This is a genomic window from Aquibium sp. ELW1220 (assembly GCF_030398385.1).
GTDB lineage: Bacteria > Pseudomonadota > Alphaproteobacteria > Rhizobiales > Rhizobiaceae > Aquibium.
In genome coordinates this window covers 56779-72529 of the sequence record NZ_JAOAOQ010000029.1, presented here as the reverse complement: position 1 = coordinate 72529, position 15751 = coordinate 56779, and the positions used below count along the sequence as shown (strand labels likewise).

Annotated in this window: 13 protein-coding genes; 2 read left to right on the top strand and 11 right to left on the bottom strand. The window is 68.2% G+C overall.

The window, feature by feature from the left end:
* A partial coding sequence (locus tag N1F91_RS22115) for a hypothetical protein (protein ID WP_289995483.1) occupies positions 1-387 on the top strand: 387 nt, incomplete at its 5' end.
* A gap of 516 nt (positions 388-903) precedes the next feature.
* Positions 904-4251 (top strand): DEAD/DEAH box helicase, encoded by a 3348-nt coding sequence (locus N1F91_RS22110; protein WP_289995482.1) that lies wholly within the window; start codon positions 904-906, stop codon positions 4249-4251.
* A gap of 32 nt (positions 4252-4283) precedes the next feature.
* Here the strand turns inward: N1F91_RS22110 and N1F91_RS22105 are convergent, their stop codons facing one another.
* From N1F91_RS22105 to N1F91_RS22055, 11 genes are all read right to left on the bottom strand, one after another.
* Complete coding sequence (locus N1F91_RS22105) at positions 4284-5720, bottom strand: amidase (RefSeq protein WP_289995480.1); 1437 nt, start codon at positions 5718-5720, stop codon at positions 4284-4286.
* Positions 5717-5953: a hypothetical protein gene (locus N1F91_RS22100; RefSeq protein ID WP_289995479.1), complete on the bottom strand. Its 237-nt coding sequence runs from the start codon at positions 5951-5953 to the stop codon at positions 5717-5719. Before N1F91_RS22100 ends, N1F91_RS22105 begins: the two co-directional genes overlap by 4 nt.
* Positions 5950-6957: an oligopeptide/dipeptide ABC transporter ATP-binding protein gene (locus N1F91_RS22095; RefSeq protein ID WP_289995478.1), complete on the bottom strand. Its 1008-nt coding sequence runs from the start codon at positions 6955-6957 to the stop codon at positions 5950-5952. The genes N1F91_RS22100 and N1F91_RS22095 overlap by 4 nt, the downstream gene beginning before the upstream one ends.
* 1 nt (position 6958) lies before the next feature.
* Positions 6959-7945 (bottom strand): ABC transporter ATP-binding protein, encoded by a 987-nt coding sequence (locus N1F91_RS22090; RefSeq protein ID WP_289995477.1) that lies wholly within the window; start codon positions 7943-7945, stop codon positions 6959-6961.
* Positions 7942-8790 (bottom strand): ABC transporter permease, encoded by an 849-nt coding sequence (locus N1F91_RS22085; protein WP_289995476.1) that lies wholly within the window; start codon positions 8788-8790, stop codon positions 7942-7944. Before N1F91_RS22085 ends, N1F91_RS22090 begins: the two co-directional genes overlap by 4 nt.
* Positions 8787-9752, bottom strand: a complete 966-nt coding sequence (locus N1F91_RS22080; RefSeq protein ID WP_289995475.1) for an ABC transporter permease — start codon at positions 9750-9752, stop codon at positions 8787-8789. Before N1F91_RS22080 ends, N1F91_RS22085 begins: the two co-directional genes overlap by 4 nt.
* Positions 9753-9822: 70 nt before the next feature.
* Positions 9823-11454 (bottom strand): ABC transporter substrate-binding protein, encoded by a 1632-nt coding sequence (locus N1F91_RS22075; RefSeq protein WP_289995474.1) that lies wholly within the window; start codon positions 11452-11454, stop codon positions 9823-9825.
* Between the two features lie 329 nt (positions 11455-11783).
* Complete coding sequence (locus N1F91_RS22070) at positions 11784-13166, bottom strand: amidase (protein WP_289995473.1); 1383 nt, start codon at positions 13164-13166, stop codon at positions 11784-11786.
* Between the two features lie 56 nt (positions 13167-13222).
* Positions 13223-14152 carry a polysaccharide deacetylase family protein gene (locus N1F91_RS22065; RefSeq protein WP_289995472.1) on the bottom strand — a complete coding sequence of 310 codons (930 nt, stop codon included), beginning with the start codon at positions 14150-14152 and terminating at the stop codon, positions 13223-13225.
* Complete coding sequence (locus N1F91_RS22060; protein ID WP_289995471.1) at positions 14149-15069, bottom strand: polysaccharide deacetylase family protein; 921 nt, start codon at positions 15067-15069, stop codon at positions 14149-14151. The genes N1F91_RS22065 and N1F91_RS22060 overlap by 4 nt, the downstream gene beginning before the upstream one ends.
* Positions 15059-15748 (bottom strand): isochorismatase family protein, encoded by a 690-nt coding sequence (locus N1F91_RS22055; RefSeq protein ID WP_289995470.1) that lies wholly within the window; start codon positions 15746-15748, stop codon positions 15059-15061. The genes N1F91_RS22060 and N1F91_RS22055 overlap by 11 nt, the downstream gene beginning before the upstream one ends.
* Between the last annotated feature and the right edge of the window lie 3 nt (positions 15749-15751).

Here is a 15751-nt window from a genome sequence, read left to right as displayed (position 1 = left end):
GACGTCTGTATTCTTCGTCATGGCGTGATCTCCTTGGCGGTGTCAGCCGCCGGTTGGGTGGGTTTCGTTCACCCGGAGATTACGCCACCTTCAAATTTCCACCACCTTCGCGACACGACCTTCATGCTTTCGGCGATGCAGTTGGGCAAGCAGGCGGTCGAGCATGACGTATCCGGTACGTCGTTTGAACATACACTGGAAGCGGGCCCGCAAAACCGCCGCGCGGGGCGGGCAAGGCGCGCGGCGGTAGCTCTACAAGTCTCGATAGAACCACCAGATCTACTTACGTATGATGTGAACGGCCTTGCATCGGCTTGGGGTCATGGACATCGGTTTGTGGACGAGCCTCTCGGCGTGAAACCAGAACCCGACTTTCCCCAACACTAATGGCAGGATGCGTTTCGGTACCACCATAGGCTGCCAAGTCTCTGTCGGTCTCTGCATGGCGGGGCGGTGAGCAGTTCTGCGAAATCGGTCCTCGAAGCCGGTTTCCGCTGCCTTACCAACGACTTCGCTTCTTCCCGCCAAGAGAGTTGGCTGCCAGAGTCACTCCCTCCGCCACTTCTTTAAGAAACCACTGATTTAAGGCGCGGATTCGCGTGTTGCCACGCCCGATGCCTTGCCCAAGACAAGAGCCGCCCCGTTTCCAGGGCGGCGGTAGTACGGGCTGGGCAACCTGCGTTCGAGCTTTGCTAAGCGCACGAAAAGGGTCGTGGTCGGTACGTGGTGTAGCGCGACGGAGCCGTCATCCCGCCGCCCCCTGTGGACGGACCATCCCGATCCGCCCCACCCCCTTGACCTCGCCCCGCGATGGCGCATGGATCAGGCATTCGGCGGCTGCGCGGCCTGCGTCGTCCGCTGTGTTCGATGCTTGCTCGCCGGCAGGGACGGTGTTTGGACAACATGCAGCTTCGGCTCGAGGACCATTTCGACGGCATCACCCTGCTCAGGGGGAAGGAATATGCGCGGCGCGGCCATGTCGTGTCGGTCGAGGCGATGGAGGACGGCTCGCTCAGGGGCGAGGTGTCGAACGGGCGCGGGGACCGCTACCGGCAGACGATCCGCTTCGTCCGGGGTGCGGTAGCGGGCGACTGTTCGTGCCCCGTCGGCTTCAACTGCAAGCACGTCGCCGCGGTTCTGGTCGTCCGGGCCGACAGCGAAGGCCGGAAGGGGAAGCTGGCCGGACCGGTGCTCGGCTGGCTCACGCGTGTCCGGGAGCGCCCCGAGGCCGCGCCGCCGGCACCGCCGCCTCCCGAGGACTATCCGGACAAGGTGAAGGATCGCCTGGTCTATGTCCTGTCGCCCAATGGCCCGCAGATGAAGGTCGACCTCTGCAAGGGCCGCGTCAACGCCGCGGGAACCGCTCTCAACAAGGGCATCCGGCGCTACGACCTGCTCAACGGCCTGCGCGGCGGTGCTCCCGCCGGATTCGTCCGACCGGTGGACCTGGACCTGCTGGCCGGACTGGCGCAGGCGCGTCTCTGGGAGCCGCATTACGGCTTTGGTCTGCCCGACCTGCTCCGGCCGAGAGGCGAGAACACCATCGCGCTGCTGCGCGGGCTCTGCGAGACGGGCCGGTTCCTGCATGCCGACGCGCCGGACGCGGTGCTGACGTGGTCCGACGCGCGGCCTCAAGCGCAGCTCGGCTGGCGGATGACGGCAGCGGGCGGCCAGAGACTGGGTTTCCAGGATGCCTCCGGCCGGCCGCTCGAACTGCGCAGCGCGGCCGGCGCCACGCTGTGGATCGACAGGCAGAACGGGCTGATCGGTACGCTGGAAGGCCAACTGGGAGAGGACGTGCTCAAGCTCGTGGACCTCGCCCCCGAGATCGCCCCGCACGAGGTGAAGGCGCTTGCCGAGGCCCTGCCGGAACGGCTGGCCGGACTGTCCCTGCCGCCCCCGGGCAAGGTCCGGCAGACCCGGCGGGTCGCGACCCGGCGTTTCGCCCGGCTGGTTCTCGGAGCCGAGACCGCACGCGTGGCGCCGCGCTACTGGAGCGATTCGGCGCAGCTTCCCACGCTCGTCCTGCGCTTCGTCTATGACGAACAGGAAGTCCGCCAGAACGACCCCGCGCCGCGCCTGGTCGCCGATGGCGAGATCGTGACGATCCTGCGCGACCGCAGCTGGGAGGCCGAATGCACCCGGCGGCTGCTGGAGGCGGGCGCCTTGCGGATCGGCGATCTCGGCTTCCACCGGCCGGGCGAGGCCATGATGAAAGGCGATTTCGTGTTCGCCGACGGCGAGATCGTTGCGGGTGCGGCAGAACCCTCCGACATCCGTTCTGCCATCGACTTCGCCTTTCGCACGGTGCCAGACCTGCGCGCCGAGGGGTGGGACATCGTCGAGACGCCGAAATGGCCGTATCGGCTGAGTGAGGAAACGGCATCGCTTTCGGTCGAGACGCGGAGCGAGGCGGGCGAGGCGTTCCAGGGGGCCGACTGGTTCTCGCTGGGGTTCCAGGTCGAGATCGGCGGCCGGCAGGTGGACGTGGCGCCGCTGATCGCCGCCTTTCTCGACCAGGCGCGGGGCGCCTGGGATGTCCTCCCGGACGAGGCGACGCTTGCCGGGCATCTCGCCCGCCGTCCGATCTATCTCGATCGCGGCCGGCAGGGATATGTCGCGGTGGATCTCAGCCCGCTGGCGCCGCTGCTGCACCTGTTCCTCACCCATCATGCCGAACTGGGCGTGCTGCATCCGTCGGACGCCGCGGTCGCAAGGCTCGCCGAGGAGGCGCTGGCGGGCAGTTCCGTTCGCTTCGCCGACAAGGCCGGGATCCTGCCGCTGGCACGCAGCCTTCAGGCGCTGGCCGATGCGGATGGTCTCGACGCGCCGGCCGGCCTGGAGGCGACGCTGCGCCGCTATCAGGCCTACGGCGCCGCCTGGATGAGCCGCCTGCTCGAGCAAGGCTTCGGCGGCGTGCTGGCCGACGACATGGGGCTCGGCAAGACGGTGCAGACGCTGGCCCTGCTGCAGGCGAGACGGAATGCCGGGGCGCAGGGGCCGGCCCTGCTGATCGTGCCGACCAGCCTGCTGCACGGCTGGCAGGCGCAGGCGGCACGGTTCACGCCGAACCTGCGGCTTGCGGTCCTGCACGGCGCGGCCCGTGCGGCGATGCGCGACGAAGCGCTGACGGCCGATCTCGTCGTCACCACCTATCCGCTGCTGTCGCGCGACCGGGACTGGCTGGCGGGCCTGGACTGGCCGCTCGTCATTCTAGACGAGGCGCAGATTCTCAAGAATCCTGCCTCGCAGATGGCCAAGACGCTGCGCGAGATTCCGGCCCGCGGCCGGCTGGCGCTCACGGGCACGCCGCTGGAGAACTCGCTGCAGGACCTCTGGACGCTGGTCGACTGGATCAATCCCGGCCTGCTCGGCGACCGCAAGCGCTTCCAGACGCTGTTTCGCACGCCCATCGAAAAGCATGGCGACGTCGCCGCGCAGGCCCGGCTGAGGCGCCGGCTGCGCCCCTTCATGCTGCGTCGCACGAAGGAGGAGGTCGCCGCCGAACTGCCGCCGAAGACGGAGATCCTCGAGCGCGTCGACCTGCCGAAACCGCAGCAGCTGCTCTACGAGACCGTGCGCAGCGCCATGGACGCGCGCGTGCGCGAAGCCATCGCCGCCCGTGGCCTGGCGGCGGCACGGATCACGGTGCTGGATGCGCTCCTGAAGCTGCGGCAGGTCTGCTGCGACCCGGCGCTGGTCAAGTCCGAGGCCGCACGCGCCGTGACCGACAGTGCCAAGCGCACGCGGCTGTTCGAGCTGCTGTGCGAACTGGTCGCCGAAGGGCGCAGGGTGCTTGTCTTTTCGCAGTTCGTCGAGATGTTGCGCCTGATCGAGGCCGATCTCGCCGAGGCGGGCATTCGCAGCCTGTCGCTGACCGGCAGCACGACGAAACGCGGCGATGTCCTCGACGCCTTCGCCAAGGGCGACGCGCCGGTCTTCCTGCTCAGCCTCAAGGCCGGCGGCGTCGGCCTCACCCTGACCGAGGCCGACACGGTGATCCTCTACGACCCCTGGTGGAACCCGGCGGTGGAGCGGCAGGCCATGGACCGCACGCACCGGATCGGACAGACGAAGCCGGTCTTCGTGCATCGTCTGGTCGCGGCGGGAACCGTGGAGGAGAAGATCCTCGACATGCAGGCCCGCAAGCAGGCCCTGGCCGACGCGCTGTTCGACGACGAGGGCGACGCGGCGCACGATCTGCTGGACGAGGCGACGCTCCAGGACCTCTTCGCCCCGCTGACCGCCTGAGCGGACGAACCCTCAGGCTGTTCCGGACGCCGTCAGACGTCCTCGTCGAGCCTTCCCGGCACCGGCGTGCGGCAGTGCCAGTCTGTGTCGCGCTGCAGCGCGTCGGCGGCACGCAGCAGCCGTGCCTCCGAGAAGGGACGGCCGGCAAGCTGCAGACCGATCGGCAGGCCGCGCTGGTCGAAGCCGCAGGGAACGCTGATCGCCGGCAGGCCGAGATAGCTGAACGGCCGCGTGTTGACGGAGGGCGACAGGAACCGCTGCACGACACCTTCCGCTCCGCTCCCGACATCGGTTTCGGCGCGGGTGGGGATCATCTTCGGGATGGTCGGGGTCGCGATCAGATCGACTGCGGAGAAGACCGGACCGGCGAAGTCCGCCAGCACTGAGGCGCGGCGCCGGAGCGCTTCGACATAGAGGGCGCCGGGAATGGCGTAGTTCGGCCAGATGCGGCCGCTGACGCTCGCCGCATAGTCGCCCGGCCGCTCGCGCATCCACTGCGCATGGCAGGCCGCGAGCTCGACGCGGCTCACCACCGCCGAGCAGGCCGCTACCGCGTCCATGGCGGGCAGGTCGACCGGATGCAGCGTGGCGCCGCGCGCGATGAGCACCGCCAGTGCATCCTCGAACGCCGCCTGCACCGCATCGTCGACGTCGCGCGCGAAGCCGTTGCGCGGCAGCCCGATGCGCAGGCCGCGCAGGTCGCCCGTGAGGGCGGCGCGGTAGTCCGGTACGGCCCGTGCGCTTGCGGTGGCATCGGCGGCATCCGCACCAGCGATCGCCTGCAGCAGGATCGCGCAGTCCGCGGCGCTGCGCGCCAGCGGGCCGACGCAGTCCATGGAGAAGGACAGCGGCATCGCGCCGTGGCGGCTGACGCGCGACCAGGTCGGCTTCAGCCCGGTGACGCTGCAGCACGCAGCGGGGATGCGCACCGAGCCGCCGGTGTCGGATCCGAGCGAGCCGAACACCATCCGCGCCGCCACCGCTGCGCCCGATCCGGACGACGATCCGCCGCTGATATGGGCGCTGTTCCACGGGTTGCGGCAGTCGCCGAAATGCGGATTGTGGCCGGTCGGCCCCTGCGCGAATTCGCTCATGTTGAGGCCGCCGAGCGTGATCGCGCCGGCGTCCTCGAGGCGCGCGAGCACTGTCGCCCGTCCTTCAGTCCGGTGGTCGGCCCGGATCGACGAGCCGCAGGTGGCCAGCCGTCCGCTGTTTGCGAACATGTCCTTGTGGGCCAGCGGTATTCCGGAGAGCGGCGACAGCGGCGCACCAGCGGCGCGGCGCAGGTCGACGGCGCGCGCGGCCTCCAGCGCAGCTTGGCCGTCGGACCAGATGAAGGCGTTCACGGCGGGGTCGTCGCGCGCGATGCGGGCGAGGCAGGCGTCAACGAGCTGCTCGGCGCGGAAGTCGCGCCGCGCCATCCCCGCGGCCGCCTCCGCCAGGCTCATCGCCGCAAGGTCGACCGTCATGGCAGGTCGACCGGATCGGCGAAACGTTCCAGCACGGCGGGAAAATCGGCGGGCTCTCCCTCGAAGGCGCCGGGCGACAGCCGCGCGAATGCAGCCGGTATCGCCGTGACGTCCCGCGCGAAGGACAGCGCCGCCGCATTGGGCGGCGCGATGCCCCACCAGAAGCCGATCGCGTCCTGGATGGAATCCAGTCCCTCTTCGCCCTGCTTGCCTTCGCCGTGCTGTCCCGTCATGTCCCGCCGGAGACGACGCGAAGCGCGACGGGCGCGCGGTCGGCCGCCTCGTGCCCCGCTTCGATCTCCTCGGCGAAATGACAGGCGACCAGCAGGCCGCCGCCGCGGTCGCGCAGCAGCGGCACGTCCTCGGCGCACCGCGCCCGCGCATGTGGGCAGCGCGTCCGGAAGGCGCAGCCAGAAGGCGGATTCACGGGGCTCGGCACGTCGCCTTCGAGCAGGTTCGCCTGGTCCTGGCGGGTCATCTCGTCGGGAATGGCGTCGACGAGCGCGCGCGTGTAGGGGTGGTTGCGCCTCGACCAGACGGCCTCGGCCGGTCCGACCTCGACGATGCGGCCGAGATACATGACGGCGATGCGGTGCGCGATGTAGCGCACGACGGCGAGGTCGTGCGAGATGAACAGATAAGCGAGCCCCAGGCGCTGCTGCAGGTCGAGGAACAGGTTGAGCACCTGAGCCTGCACCGAGACGTCGAGCGCCGACACCGCCTCGTCACAGACCAGCAGGCCGGGTTCGAGCGTCAGCGCGCGCGCGATGCTGACGCGCTGACGCTGGCCGCCCGAGAGCTCGTGCGGGTAGCGCGCGAGATGGTAGGGGGCGAGCCCCACCTGCCCGGCGATCTCCTCCACCCGCTTGCGCCGCTCCATCCTGCTGCCGATCCGGTGGACCATCAGCGGCTCCTCGATGATGCGGCCGACGCTGAGCCGCGGGTTCAGGGATCCGCTCGGATCCTGGAACACCATCTGCACCGCCCGCGCGCGGTCGAAGCGTTCGGCGCGGCGACCCTGCTGCACCACGCCTCCGAGCGCCAGCGAGCCTTCCGTGGGGCGCGAGATGCCGACGATGCATCGCGCCAGGGTGGACTTGCCGCAGCCCGATTCGCCGACGAGGCCGAGCGTCTCCCCGGGCGCCACCTCGATGCTGACGCCGTCCACGGCGCGAAGCATGCCGCGCGGCGTCTTGTGATGAACCTTGAGGTCGTTGGTCTGCAGGACTGGGGTCATGTCAGTTCGGCTTGCCTACGGGATGGTAGCAGCGCACCGAGCGATCCTGGCCGGCGGCGCTGCGCGGCGGGCGCGCGGCCTTGCAGTCGGCCTGCGCATGGGCGCAGCGCGGTTCGAAAAGACAGCCTCCCGGGCGCGATTCCGGCGGGGGAACCGCGCCGCGGATGTCGGCAAGACGGTGGCCCTGCGCAGAGAAGCTGCCATGCGGGCGCGCCGCCAGCAGGCCTGCCGTGTAGGGATGTTGCGGATTGTCGAGGACAGCGTCGACCGCACCTTCCTCCACCACCGAGCCCGCATACATCACGACGATCCGATCGGCGACCTGGCGCACCACACCGAGATCGTGCGTGATCAGCAGCAGGCCGAGGTCGGCGTCGCGCTGCAGTGACTTGAGGAGTTGCAGGATCTGCGCCTGCACTGTCACATCGAGCGCGGTGGTCGGTTCGTCGGCGATGAGCAGCGCGGGATTGCAGGCGATGGCGATGGCGATGACCACGCGCTGGCGCATGCCGCCGGACAGCCGGTGCGGATAGTCGTGGAAGCGCTCGGCCGCGTCGGGGATGCGCACCTGCTCGAGCAGTTCGATGGCACGCCTTTCGGCCTCGGCCCTGCCCATCCGGCGATGCGCCCGCAGCACCTCCACCACCTGGGCGCCGACCGTCATGACCGGGTTCAGCGCCGTCAACGGCTCCTGGAAGATCATCGCCATGCGATTGCCGCGATAGCCGCGAAGCGCGTTCTGGCCGAGGGCCGTGAGATTCGTGCCCTCCAGCTCGATCGAGCCGCTCGACGTGCGCAGGTTTTCCGCCAGGAGCCCCATGACGGCGAGCGCCGTCAGCGACTTGCCGCAACCGGATTCGCCGACGAGCCCGACGGTCTCACCGCGGCGGACGGTGAAGTTCAGCTGCTCGACCAGGGGAACGCCCTTGCCGTAGCGGATCGACAGGTCGTTGACCTGGAGGAGGGGAGCCGCCGGAGCAGGGGTCATGATCTCTCCTTGAGGCGCGGATTGAGAACGTCGTTGAGCGCATCGCCCACCAGGTTGAGCGCCAGCACGGTCAGCACCAGCGCCGTCGCCGGAATGGCCGTCATGTACCACGCCGTGCGCAGCGCCGCGCGTCCGTTGCCCAGGATCGTCCCCCAGCTCATGGCGTTCGGGTCGCCCAGTCCGAGGAAGGAAAGGCTCGCTTCCACGATGATCGCGGTCGCCACAAGGACGGAGGACGCCACGATGATCGGCGCCAGGCAGTTCGGCAGGATCTGCGTGAAGATGATGCGCATGTCGGACATGCCGATGATGCGGCAGGACTGGACGAAGTCGTAGGTCCGCAGCCGCAGGAACTCGGCCCGCACCAGCCGCGCGATCATCGGCCAGGAGACGATCGCGATGGCGAAGATGATGGTGGGTAGCGAGGGGCCGACGATGCCGACGATGGCGATCGCCGACAGGAAGGACGGAATGGTCTGCATCGCGTCGGTCAGCCGCATCAGCACGTCGTCGAGCCAGCCGCCGTAATAGCCGCTCAGGCTGCCGACCACGGTGCCTATCAGGATCGACACCACCGCGGCGGAGGCACCGACGGCGAGCGACACGCGCGACCCGTGGAAGAGGCCGGCCGCAAGGTCGCGGCCGAGCGAATCCGTCCCGAGCAGGAAGGCCGCGTTCTGCCCTGGCCACAGGCGCGGCGGGCCGGCCATGGTCCACGGCCCGGCCGGAAAGAAGAAGCCCGCGCCCAGCGCCATCCCTACAGCGAGGGCGATGAGCAGGAGGCCGACCAGGCCGCTCGGATGGCGCAGCAGCCGGACGATGAGGGATTGGCTGCCGACGGTCATGCCAGTTCCACCCGCGGATCGAGTGCCATGTAGAGAAGATCGATGACGAAATTGACGACCACGACGCTGAGCGAACTGATGAACAGGACGCCGAGCAGCAGGTTGGTGTCGCGTTCGAACACCGCGTCGAAAGCCGTCCGCCCCATCCCGGGCAGCCCGAAGATGGTTTCGATCAGCACGGCGCCGCCAACCAGCGCGCTGACCTGCAGGCCGGCCATCGTCACGAGCGGCAGCAGGGCGTTGCGCAGCGCGTGGACGTAGATGACGCGGCGTTCCGGCAGCCCCTTGGCGCGGGCCGTGCGCACGTAGTCGAGCTTCAGCACCTCCAGCATCGAGGCGCGGCCGATGCGTCCGTAGATCGCGACGTAGAAGGTGCACAGCGCGGCGACCGGCATGGCCAGATGCTTCACCACGTCCCAGGCATAGGCAAACCCGGTCGCCTGCGTTCCGACGGTCGCAAAGCCTGCGATCGGCATCGCCCCGAGGAAGACCGAGAAGAACAGGATGAAGCAGATCGCAATGACGAAGGACGGCGTGGCATAGAGCACCAGCATCAGGATCGAGATCGACAGGTCGATCGGATTGCCGGCATTGCGCGCCGAAATGACCCCCAGCACCGTGCCGACGGTCATGGAGATCACGACGGAGGAGACGACGAGGATCGCCGTGACCGGCCAGCGCCCCATGATGACGTCGAGCACCGGCGCGGCATTGAGCGGGGAATAGCCGAAATCGAGCATGACAAGCCGCGACATGTAGATGAAGAGCTGTACCAGCACGGGCTGGTCGAGCCCGTAGCGCACGCGCAGCGACGCCATCTGGTCGGCTGTCATGTCGGAATTGCCGGCCAGCACGTCGACCAGGTCGCCCGGCGCCATCTTAACGAGGAAGAAGCTGCCGATGACCACCAGCAGCATGACCAGAACCGCCTGGCTCAGCCGGCGCAGAACGTAGCGGGGCATCGGCCCCGAAAGGAAGCGAAGGGGACTTTTCGTCCCCTTCGCCCCGATCGTTGGACTGGCGCTCACGGACCTACCCGTCGATCCAGCAGTTGGCGAGATTTCCGAGCGAGCCCAGTGCGTCGACCGTATGATCCTTGACCTTCTGCCATCCGATCGTCGCCCGGGTCGTGTGCACGACCGGCAGAGTCGGCAGGTCGGTCATCGCGATCTGCTGGAACTTCGCGAACTGCTCCCTGCGCTTGTCCGGATCGAGCTCGACCTGCGAGGCTTCCAGCAAGGCGTCGACTTCGGGGTTGGAATAGCTCGAGCCGTTGGAGAAGGCGACGCCTGGCTTGAAGTTCTTCGACCAGTAGAAGCGCTGCACGCCGATCGTCGGGTCCGCGCCCATCGCTGCGGTATAGAGGCACAGGTCGAAGTCGCGGTCGGTCCAGCAGCGCTTGATGAAGACCGCATAGTCCTGCGTGCGGATGTTGAGCTGAATGCCGATCTGCCGGAACTGCTCGCGGATGTACTCCGCCGCCGTCAGGGACTCATCGCCATAGGGCGTCGGGTCGATCGTCAGCTCGAAGCGGACGCCGTTGGCGCCACGCGGATGGCCCGCCTCGTCGAGCAGCGCCTCCGCCTTGGCGAGGTCCAAGGCATATTGCGGCACGCCTTCGGTTGTGTAGAAGGCGCGCTGGTCGTGGTGCAGCGGCGAGGCGCCGGCGACGCCGAAGCCGTGCCAGACGTTGTCGACGATCCACTGCCGGTCGATGGCATGCGCGATCGCATGGCGGACCCGCGCGTCCTTGAAGATCTCGCGCTCAAGGTTGAAATCCATCTGCTGGTTGCTGGCCGACGTCTCGTAGCCTGCCTCCACCAGTTCGAAATCCGGCATCGCGGCAAGCCGCAAAGTGTCGAGTGCCGGCAGGAAGTTGAGGAACACGATGTCGGCCTGTCCCGCTTCCAGCATCGCCGTGCGGGTGGAGGCGTCCGGGATGTACTGGAGGATGATGCGGTCGAGGTAGGGCTTTCCCTCGTCCCAGTAGTCCGGATTGCGCTCCATCACCACCGAGGCGCCGCGTTCGTAGCTGGCGAGCCTGAACGCGCCCGTTCCGATCGGCTTGGTGTTGGCAGGGTTCTCCATGATGTTGGTGCCGGCATAGATGTGGGCGGGCAGAATCGGCGACTCGCGGCCGTCGAGCGCCTTCAGCATCGCCGGGGCTGGCTTGCCCAGCACGAACACCGCGGTCAGGTCGTCGGGCGTCTCCACCGCCTGGAGGTCGGCGAAGAGCGAACGGCCGCGACCGTGATGCACCTTCAGCACTTCCATGAAGGTGAAGGCGACGTCCTTGGAGGTGAAGGCCTCGCCGTCATGCCATTTCACGCCCGGCCGCAGCTTGAAGGTGACGCGCTTGCCGTCCTCGGCGATCGACCATTCGGTTGCGAGCGCCGGTTTCTCGACCATGCCGAAATCATAGCCGAGCAGGCCGTCGAAGAACTTCGGCGAAAGGAACGACTCCGGTCCCGACGTCGTGATTGCGGCATTCATGTAGGTGGTGCCCGGCCAGGCGACCGTGGTGAGCGTTCCGCCGCGCTTCGGCGTCTGCGCCTCAGCGAAAGCCGAGCCCGCGGAGAGGCCGATAGCGCCAGGCAGGGCGACGCTTGTTGCCAGACCCGCCATGAACGTGCGGCGGTCAAGCTGGAAGAGCTGTTTCTTCAAGGCACATACCTCCTGTTGGGAATTGCGGGACCCTTCGCGCAATTCGATCTGTGTTCACCCTGGCGGCTTTCGCCGCCGACGCAGCTCTTCGAATGAACCCTGTCAATCCAATGGCTGCCTTTTTGTCTGACAGAAATGTCTCACCGATGAGCGGGAGCGTCAAGCGGCCAGGAGTCGAAAAACGATCGCGTACGGGGATTTTTATGCGTCATAACAGATAGTTCTCGTCATTTCTGCTCGCAGAAAAACCATCTGCTGCGAAAACACTCAGCAGATCGCCCATCGTCGTTCCATATTTGTCGGACAGATTTCGAATTGGTTCCTCGCCTTCATTCGGGCTGCTGATGGTCGGGAGAAGCGGTGCTCCGGTGCCGGATGCAGGCACCCAGCATTTCCGCCACCGCCACGACGCGTCGATCGGAGAACCGCGGTCCTGTCACCGTCAATCCGACGGGCATGCCGCCGGGGCCGGATAGTCCGGGAACGTTGACGCAGGGCGTGTGCAGCAGGGTCCAGATCCGGTTGAACGTCGCCGCGCCAGTGTCGTCCAGCCCTTTGGGCGCGATGCCCGCCGTGCTCGGCGTGACGACTGCGTCATAGCCTTCCGCCACCGCATCGAAGCGCGCGCGGCATTCGGCCGCCAGTTCGTAAGCGCCGCGCAGGTCGGCGCTGGTGTAGCCCGCTTCGTTGCGCATCGTTGCCACCAGTTCGGCATAGAGCGCGTCGCCGAGGGCTGCGTACTCCGGCAGGAAGGTCGAACGCATCTCGCATTGCATGATCACCTTATGGGCATCGGTCAGCCCGTCGAAGCGGTCCGGGAGGTCCAGGGTTTCCACCCGCGCGCCTGCCGCCTCGAGCAGCAGGGTGCAGCGTTCCAGCGCCTCGCGTGCTTCGGGCTCCGCCTTGTCCCACACCGGCGAGCGGCAGATCGCGATCGACGCGCCATCGAGCGAGGCCGGGGCGCTCCGCCCGTCACCGGTGATGGAAAAGACGTCGCACAGCAGCGCGATGTCTTCTGCCGAGCGCGCGTACCAGCCGATCGTGTCGATCGACGGCGCGCAGGTCTTCATCCCTTCGGCCGACACGGCGTTCCAGGTCGGCTTCATCGCGTAGACGCCGCAATAGGACGCCGGCCGGATCACCGAGCCGCCGGTCTGGGTGCCGATCGACAGCGGCACCTGGAAATCGGCCACGGCGGCCGCCGAACCGCTCGACGAGCCGCCGGGGGTCCGGCCGGGATCGTGCGGGTTGCGGGTGCGCGCGCGCCGGCCGTTGACGGCGAATTCCACCGTGTCGTTCTTGCCGAAGACGATCGCGCCTGCCGCCCGCAGCAGCGCCACGACGGCGGCATCGACGTTCGGATGATGCGACTGGAAATGCGGCGAGTTGTAGGTGGTCGGCAGGTCGCGGGTGAACAGGATGTCCTTGATCCCGACGGGCACGCCGTGCAGCGGGCCGAGCGGCGTCCCGGCATCGCGCTCGGCCGCCTGGCGCCGCACCATCCCGGGCTCGAACACGGTCCAGGCGCGGACCGCGTCGTCGCGGGCGAGCGTCCGCGCGATGCAGGCTTCGGCGAGCGCGGCCGCCGTCAGATCGCCGGCGGCGATCCGTGCGGCGGCTTCGGTGGCCGAGAGGCGCGCGGCCGCGGGCACGGGCGCCGCGCCTGCCGCATTCTCCGTTGCCTGCCTCGTCATCGTCGCCAGCCGTCCCATGCCGCCTTCACTCCTCGTGGCGGGACGCCTGTCCCGCCGGCCGATGTCATCGCCGGCTAGCCGGCCGCGCCTGCGGTCCAGGCGGCGCGGATCTCCTCGCCGTTCGCCGGCCGGGTGTCGGGCGTCGAAAGGATGCGGCCGAGCAGCGCGTCGAGGGTGCGGATCTGCGCCGGCAGGCCCGCGACCCAGGGGCTGAGCGACAGCGACAGGATGCGACCGCCGCGCGTGTCGGCCTCGTCGCGCAAGCAGCGGCATGCCATCTCCACCTGCTGGGCGTAGACGCTGGAGGGCAGGGACTGCTGGTAGAGGATCTTGCGGTCCGACAGGTCGTAGGACAGCGGCATCTGCGTCAGCGTCCCGCTGCGGGTCGAGAAGGCATAGGGCATGTCGTCGTTGATCCAGTCGGCGACGTAGAGCCCGCCCGCTTCGGCCACGAGGTCAGGCGTGTTCTGCGACTGCGAGTGCGCCGGCGAATGCCATCCGGTCACCGCCTGGCCCGACAGCCGCCGCAGGTCGCCGAAGGCCTCTTCCACCTGCGCCCGCTCCGCCGCCTCGGCGAGCCCGCCGTAATGGAGGTGGCCCATGTCGACGCCGCTCGCGGCGATCTCCCAGCCGCGCTCGACGATGCGCTCCAGCAGGAACGGATAGCGGACGGCGACCTGCGAATTCATCGCCACCGTGGGCCGTATGCCGTGGCGGTCGAACAGCTTCATCAGCCGGTAGAAGCCGACCCGGTTGCCGTAGTCGCGCTGCGTGTAGTCCCAGACGCTCACCCCCGGCCGGTTCATGCCGCCCGCCGGCAGGAAGGGCTTGGCCGGCATGTCCATCGGAAAGTGCTCGAGATGCAGCGTCACCCAGACGAGCAGCTTCGCGCCGCCGGGCCAGGCGACCGCGGGCGATCGCGCGAGCCGCCGGTAGGGATAGCGGTCCTGGTCCATGCCCGGGCCGCGGTGCGGATAGTCGAAGTAGCTGGCCGCGATGGTCATGCCGCCCTCCCGTTCACGCCGGCGATGAAGCTCCGGGCGTCGTCATAGCCGTGGTCGAGGTACCATTTCGCGATCTCGCGCCCGGTCGCCAGCCAGACGCCGTCATGCGCGGTCACGTATTTCAGCGCCTCGTCGAGCAGCCACAGCCGGTGCGGCTGGCCGATCAGGTAGGGATGCAGCGGCAGGCACATGACGGTGCCGCTCTCGGCGCCTTCCTCGTACAGCTGGTCGAAATGATCCTTGATGAGCTGCAGGTAGTCCGGCGGCGAGATGTTGCGGAAGTTCAGCACCGGCACGTCGTTGACGTCCATCATGTAGGGAATGCTGACGAAGCGCCTGCCCGAACGCGTGTTCACCGGCATCGGCTGGTCGTCGTGGAACAGGTCGAGCGTGTAGAGCAGTCCCTCCTCGGCGAGCAGGTCCTGGGTCGTCGCCTCGTTGGAGATGGCGGGCGAGAGCCAGCCGTCGAGGCTCTGTCCGGAGATGCGCCTGATCGTGTCGCGGCTGTCGCGGATGATCTCGCGCTGCTGGTCTTCCGTCATGCCGTAGAGGTAGCGGGTGTTGTAGACGCCGTGGCTGAACAGTTCCCAATCGAGTTCGCAGCAGCGCTCGATGATCTCGGGAAAATGGTCGCAGAGCGCGACGTTGAGCGAGACCGAGCCGCGCACGCCGTGCCTTGCCATCACGTCCGCCATCCGGTCGAAGCCGACGCGGTTGCCGTAGTCGCGCATCGAGTAGTTCAGAATGTCGGGCTCCGGCCGGTACCAGACGCTGCGCGCGGCACTCGGCGGCGGCGCATATTCGTAGAACTCGATGTTGGGTGCCACCCAGAACGCCAGCCGCTTGCCGTCCGGCCAGACGATCTTCGGGCGGTTCAGGTAGGGGGCGTAGTCGTAGTTGAAGGGTTCAGCGGGCACCGGAGGCCTCCGTCGTGGCGAGCGTGCCGAGATCGGCGAGGAGTTTGAGGGTGGGAACGACGTCGCCGTACTTGACCGCGATGTCGTAGAGCGAGGCGTAGTGGGCCCAGTCCTCGCGGTCGGCCACGCATTCCTCCGGCACAATCACGCGATAGCCGTGCGACATCGCGTCGACGACGGTCGCGCGCACGCATCCGGACGTCGCGCCGCCGGTCACGATCACCGTGTCGATCCGGTTGAAGGTGAGGTAGGAGGGCAGGTGGGTCTCGAAGAAGGCCGATCCCATGCGCTTGTGCAGCATCAGGTCGCGGTCACGGTCAACCTCGAGCCGCGCGTCGATCTCGGCCTGCGGCGAGCCGTGGGCGACGTTCTGCAGCGCCAGCGGCGAGGTGCTGCGCACGCCCCACCAGCCGCAGTCGACGCCGCCCGGCAAGTAGGCGACGTAGGTCCAGACCACGGGCATGCCGAGCCCGCGCACGGTGCGGCCCAGCTCGTTGACCAGCGCCAGCTGCTCCGGATCGGCCTCGTAGGCGGTCGGGAAGGTGGCGGTGTCGGTGTAGCGGCGCTGCAGGTCGACGTTGAGAAGCGCGACGCGCCGGCCCATGCCGAAGGCCGGCAGCTTCGGCGCGCGCCGGTAGTCTTCGAAGATCTGGCGCATGGTTTTGTCGGACGTGATCACGGC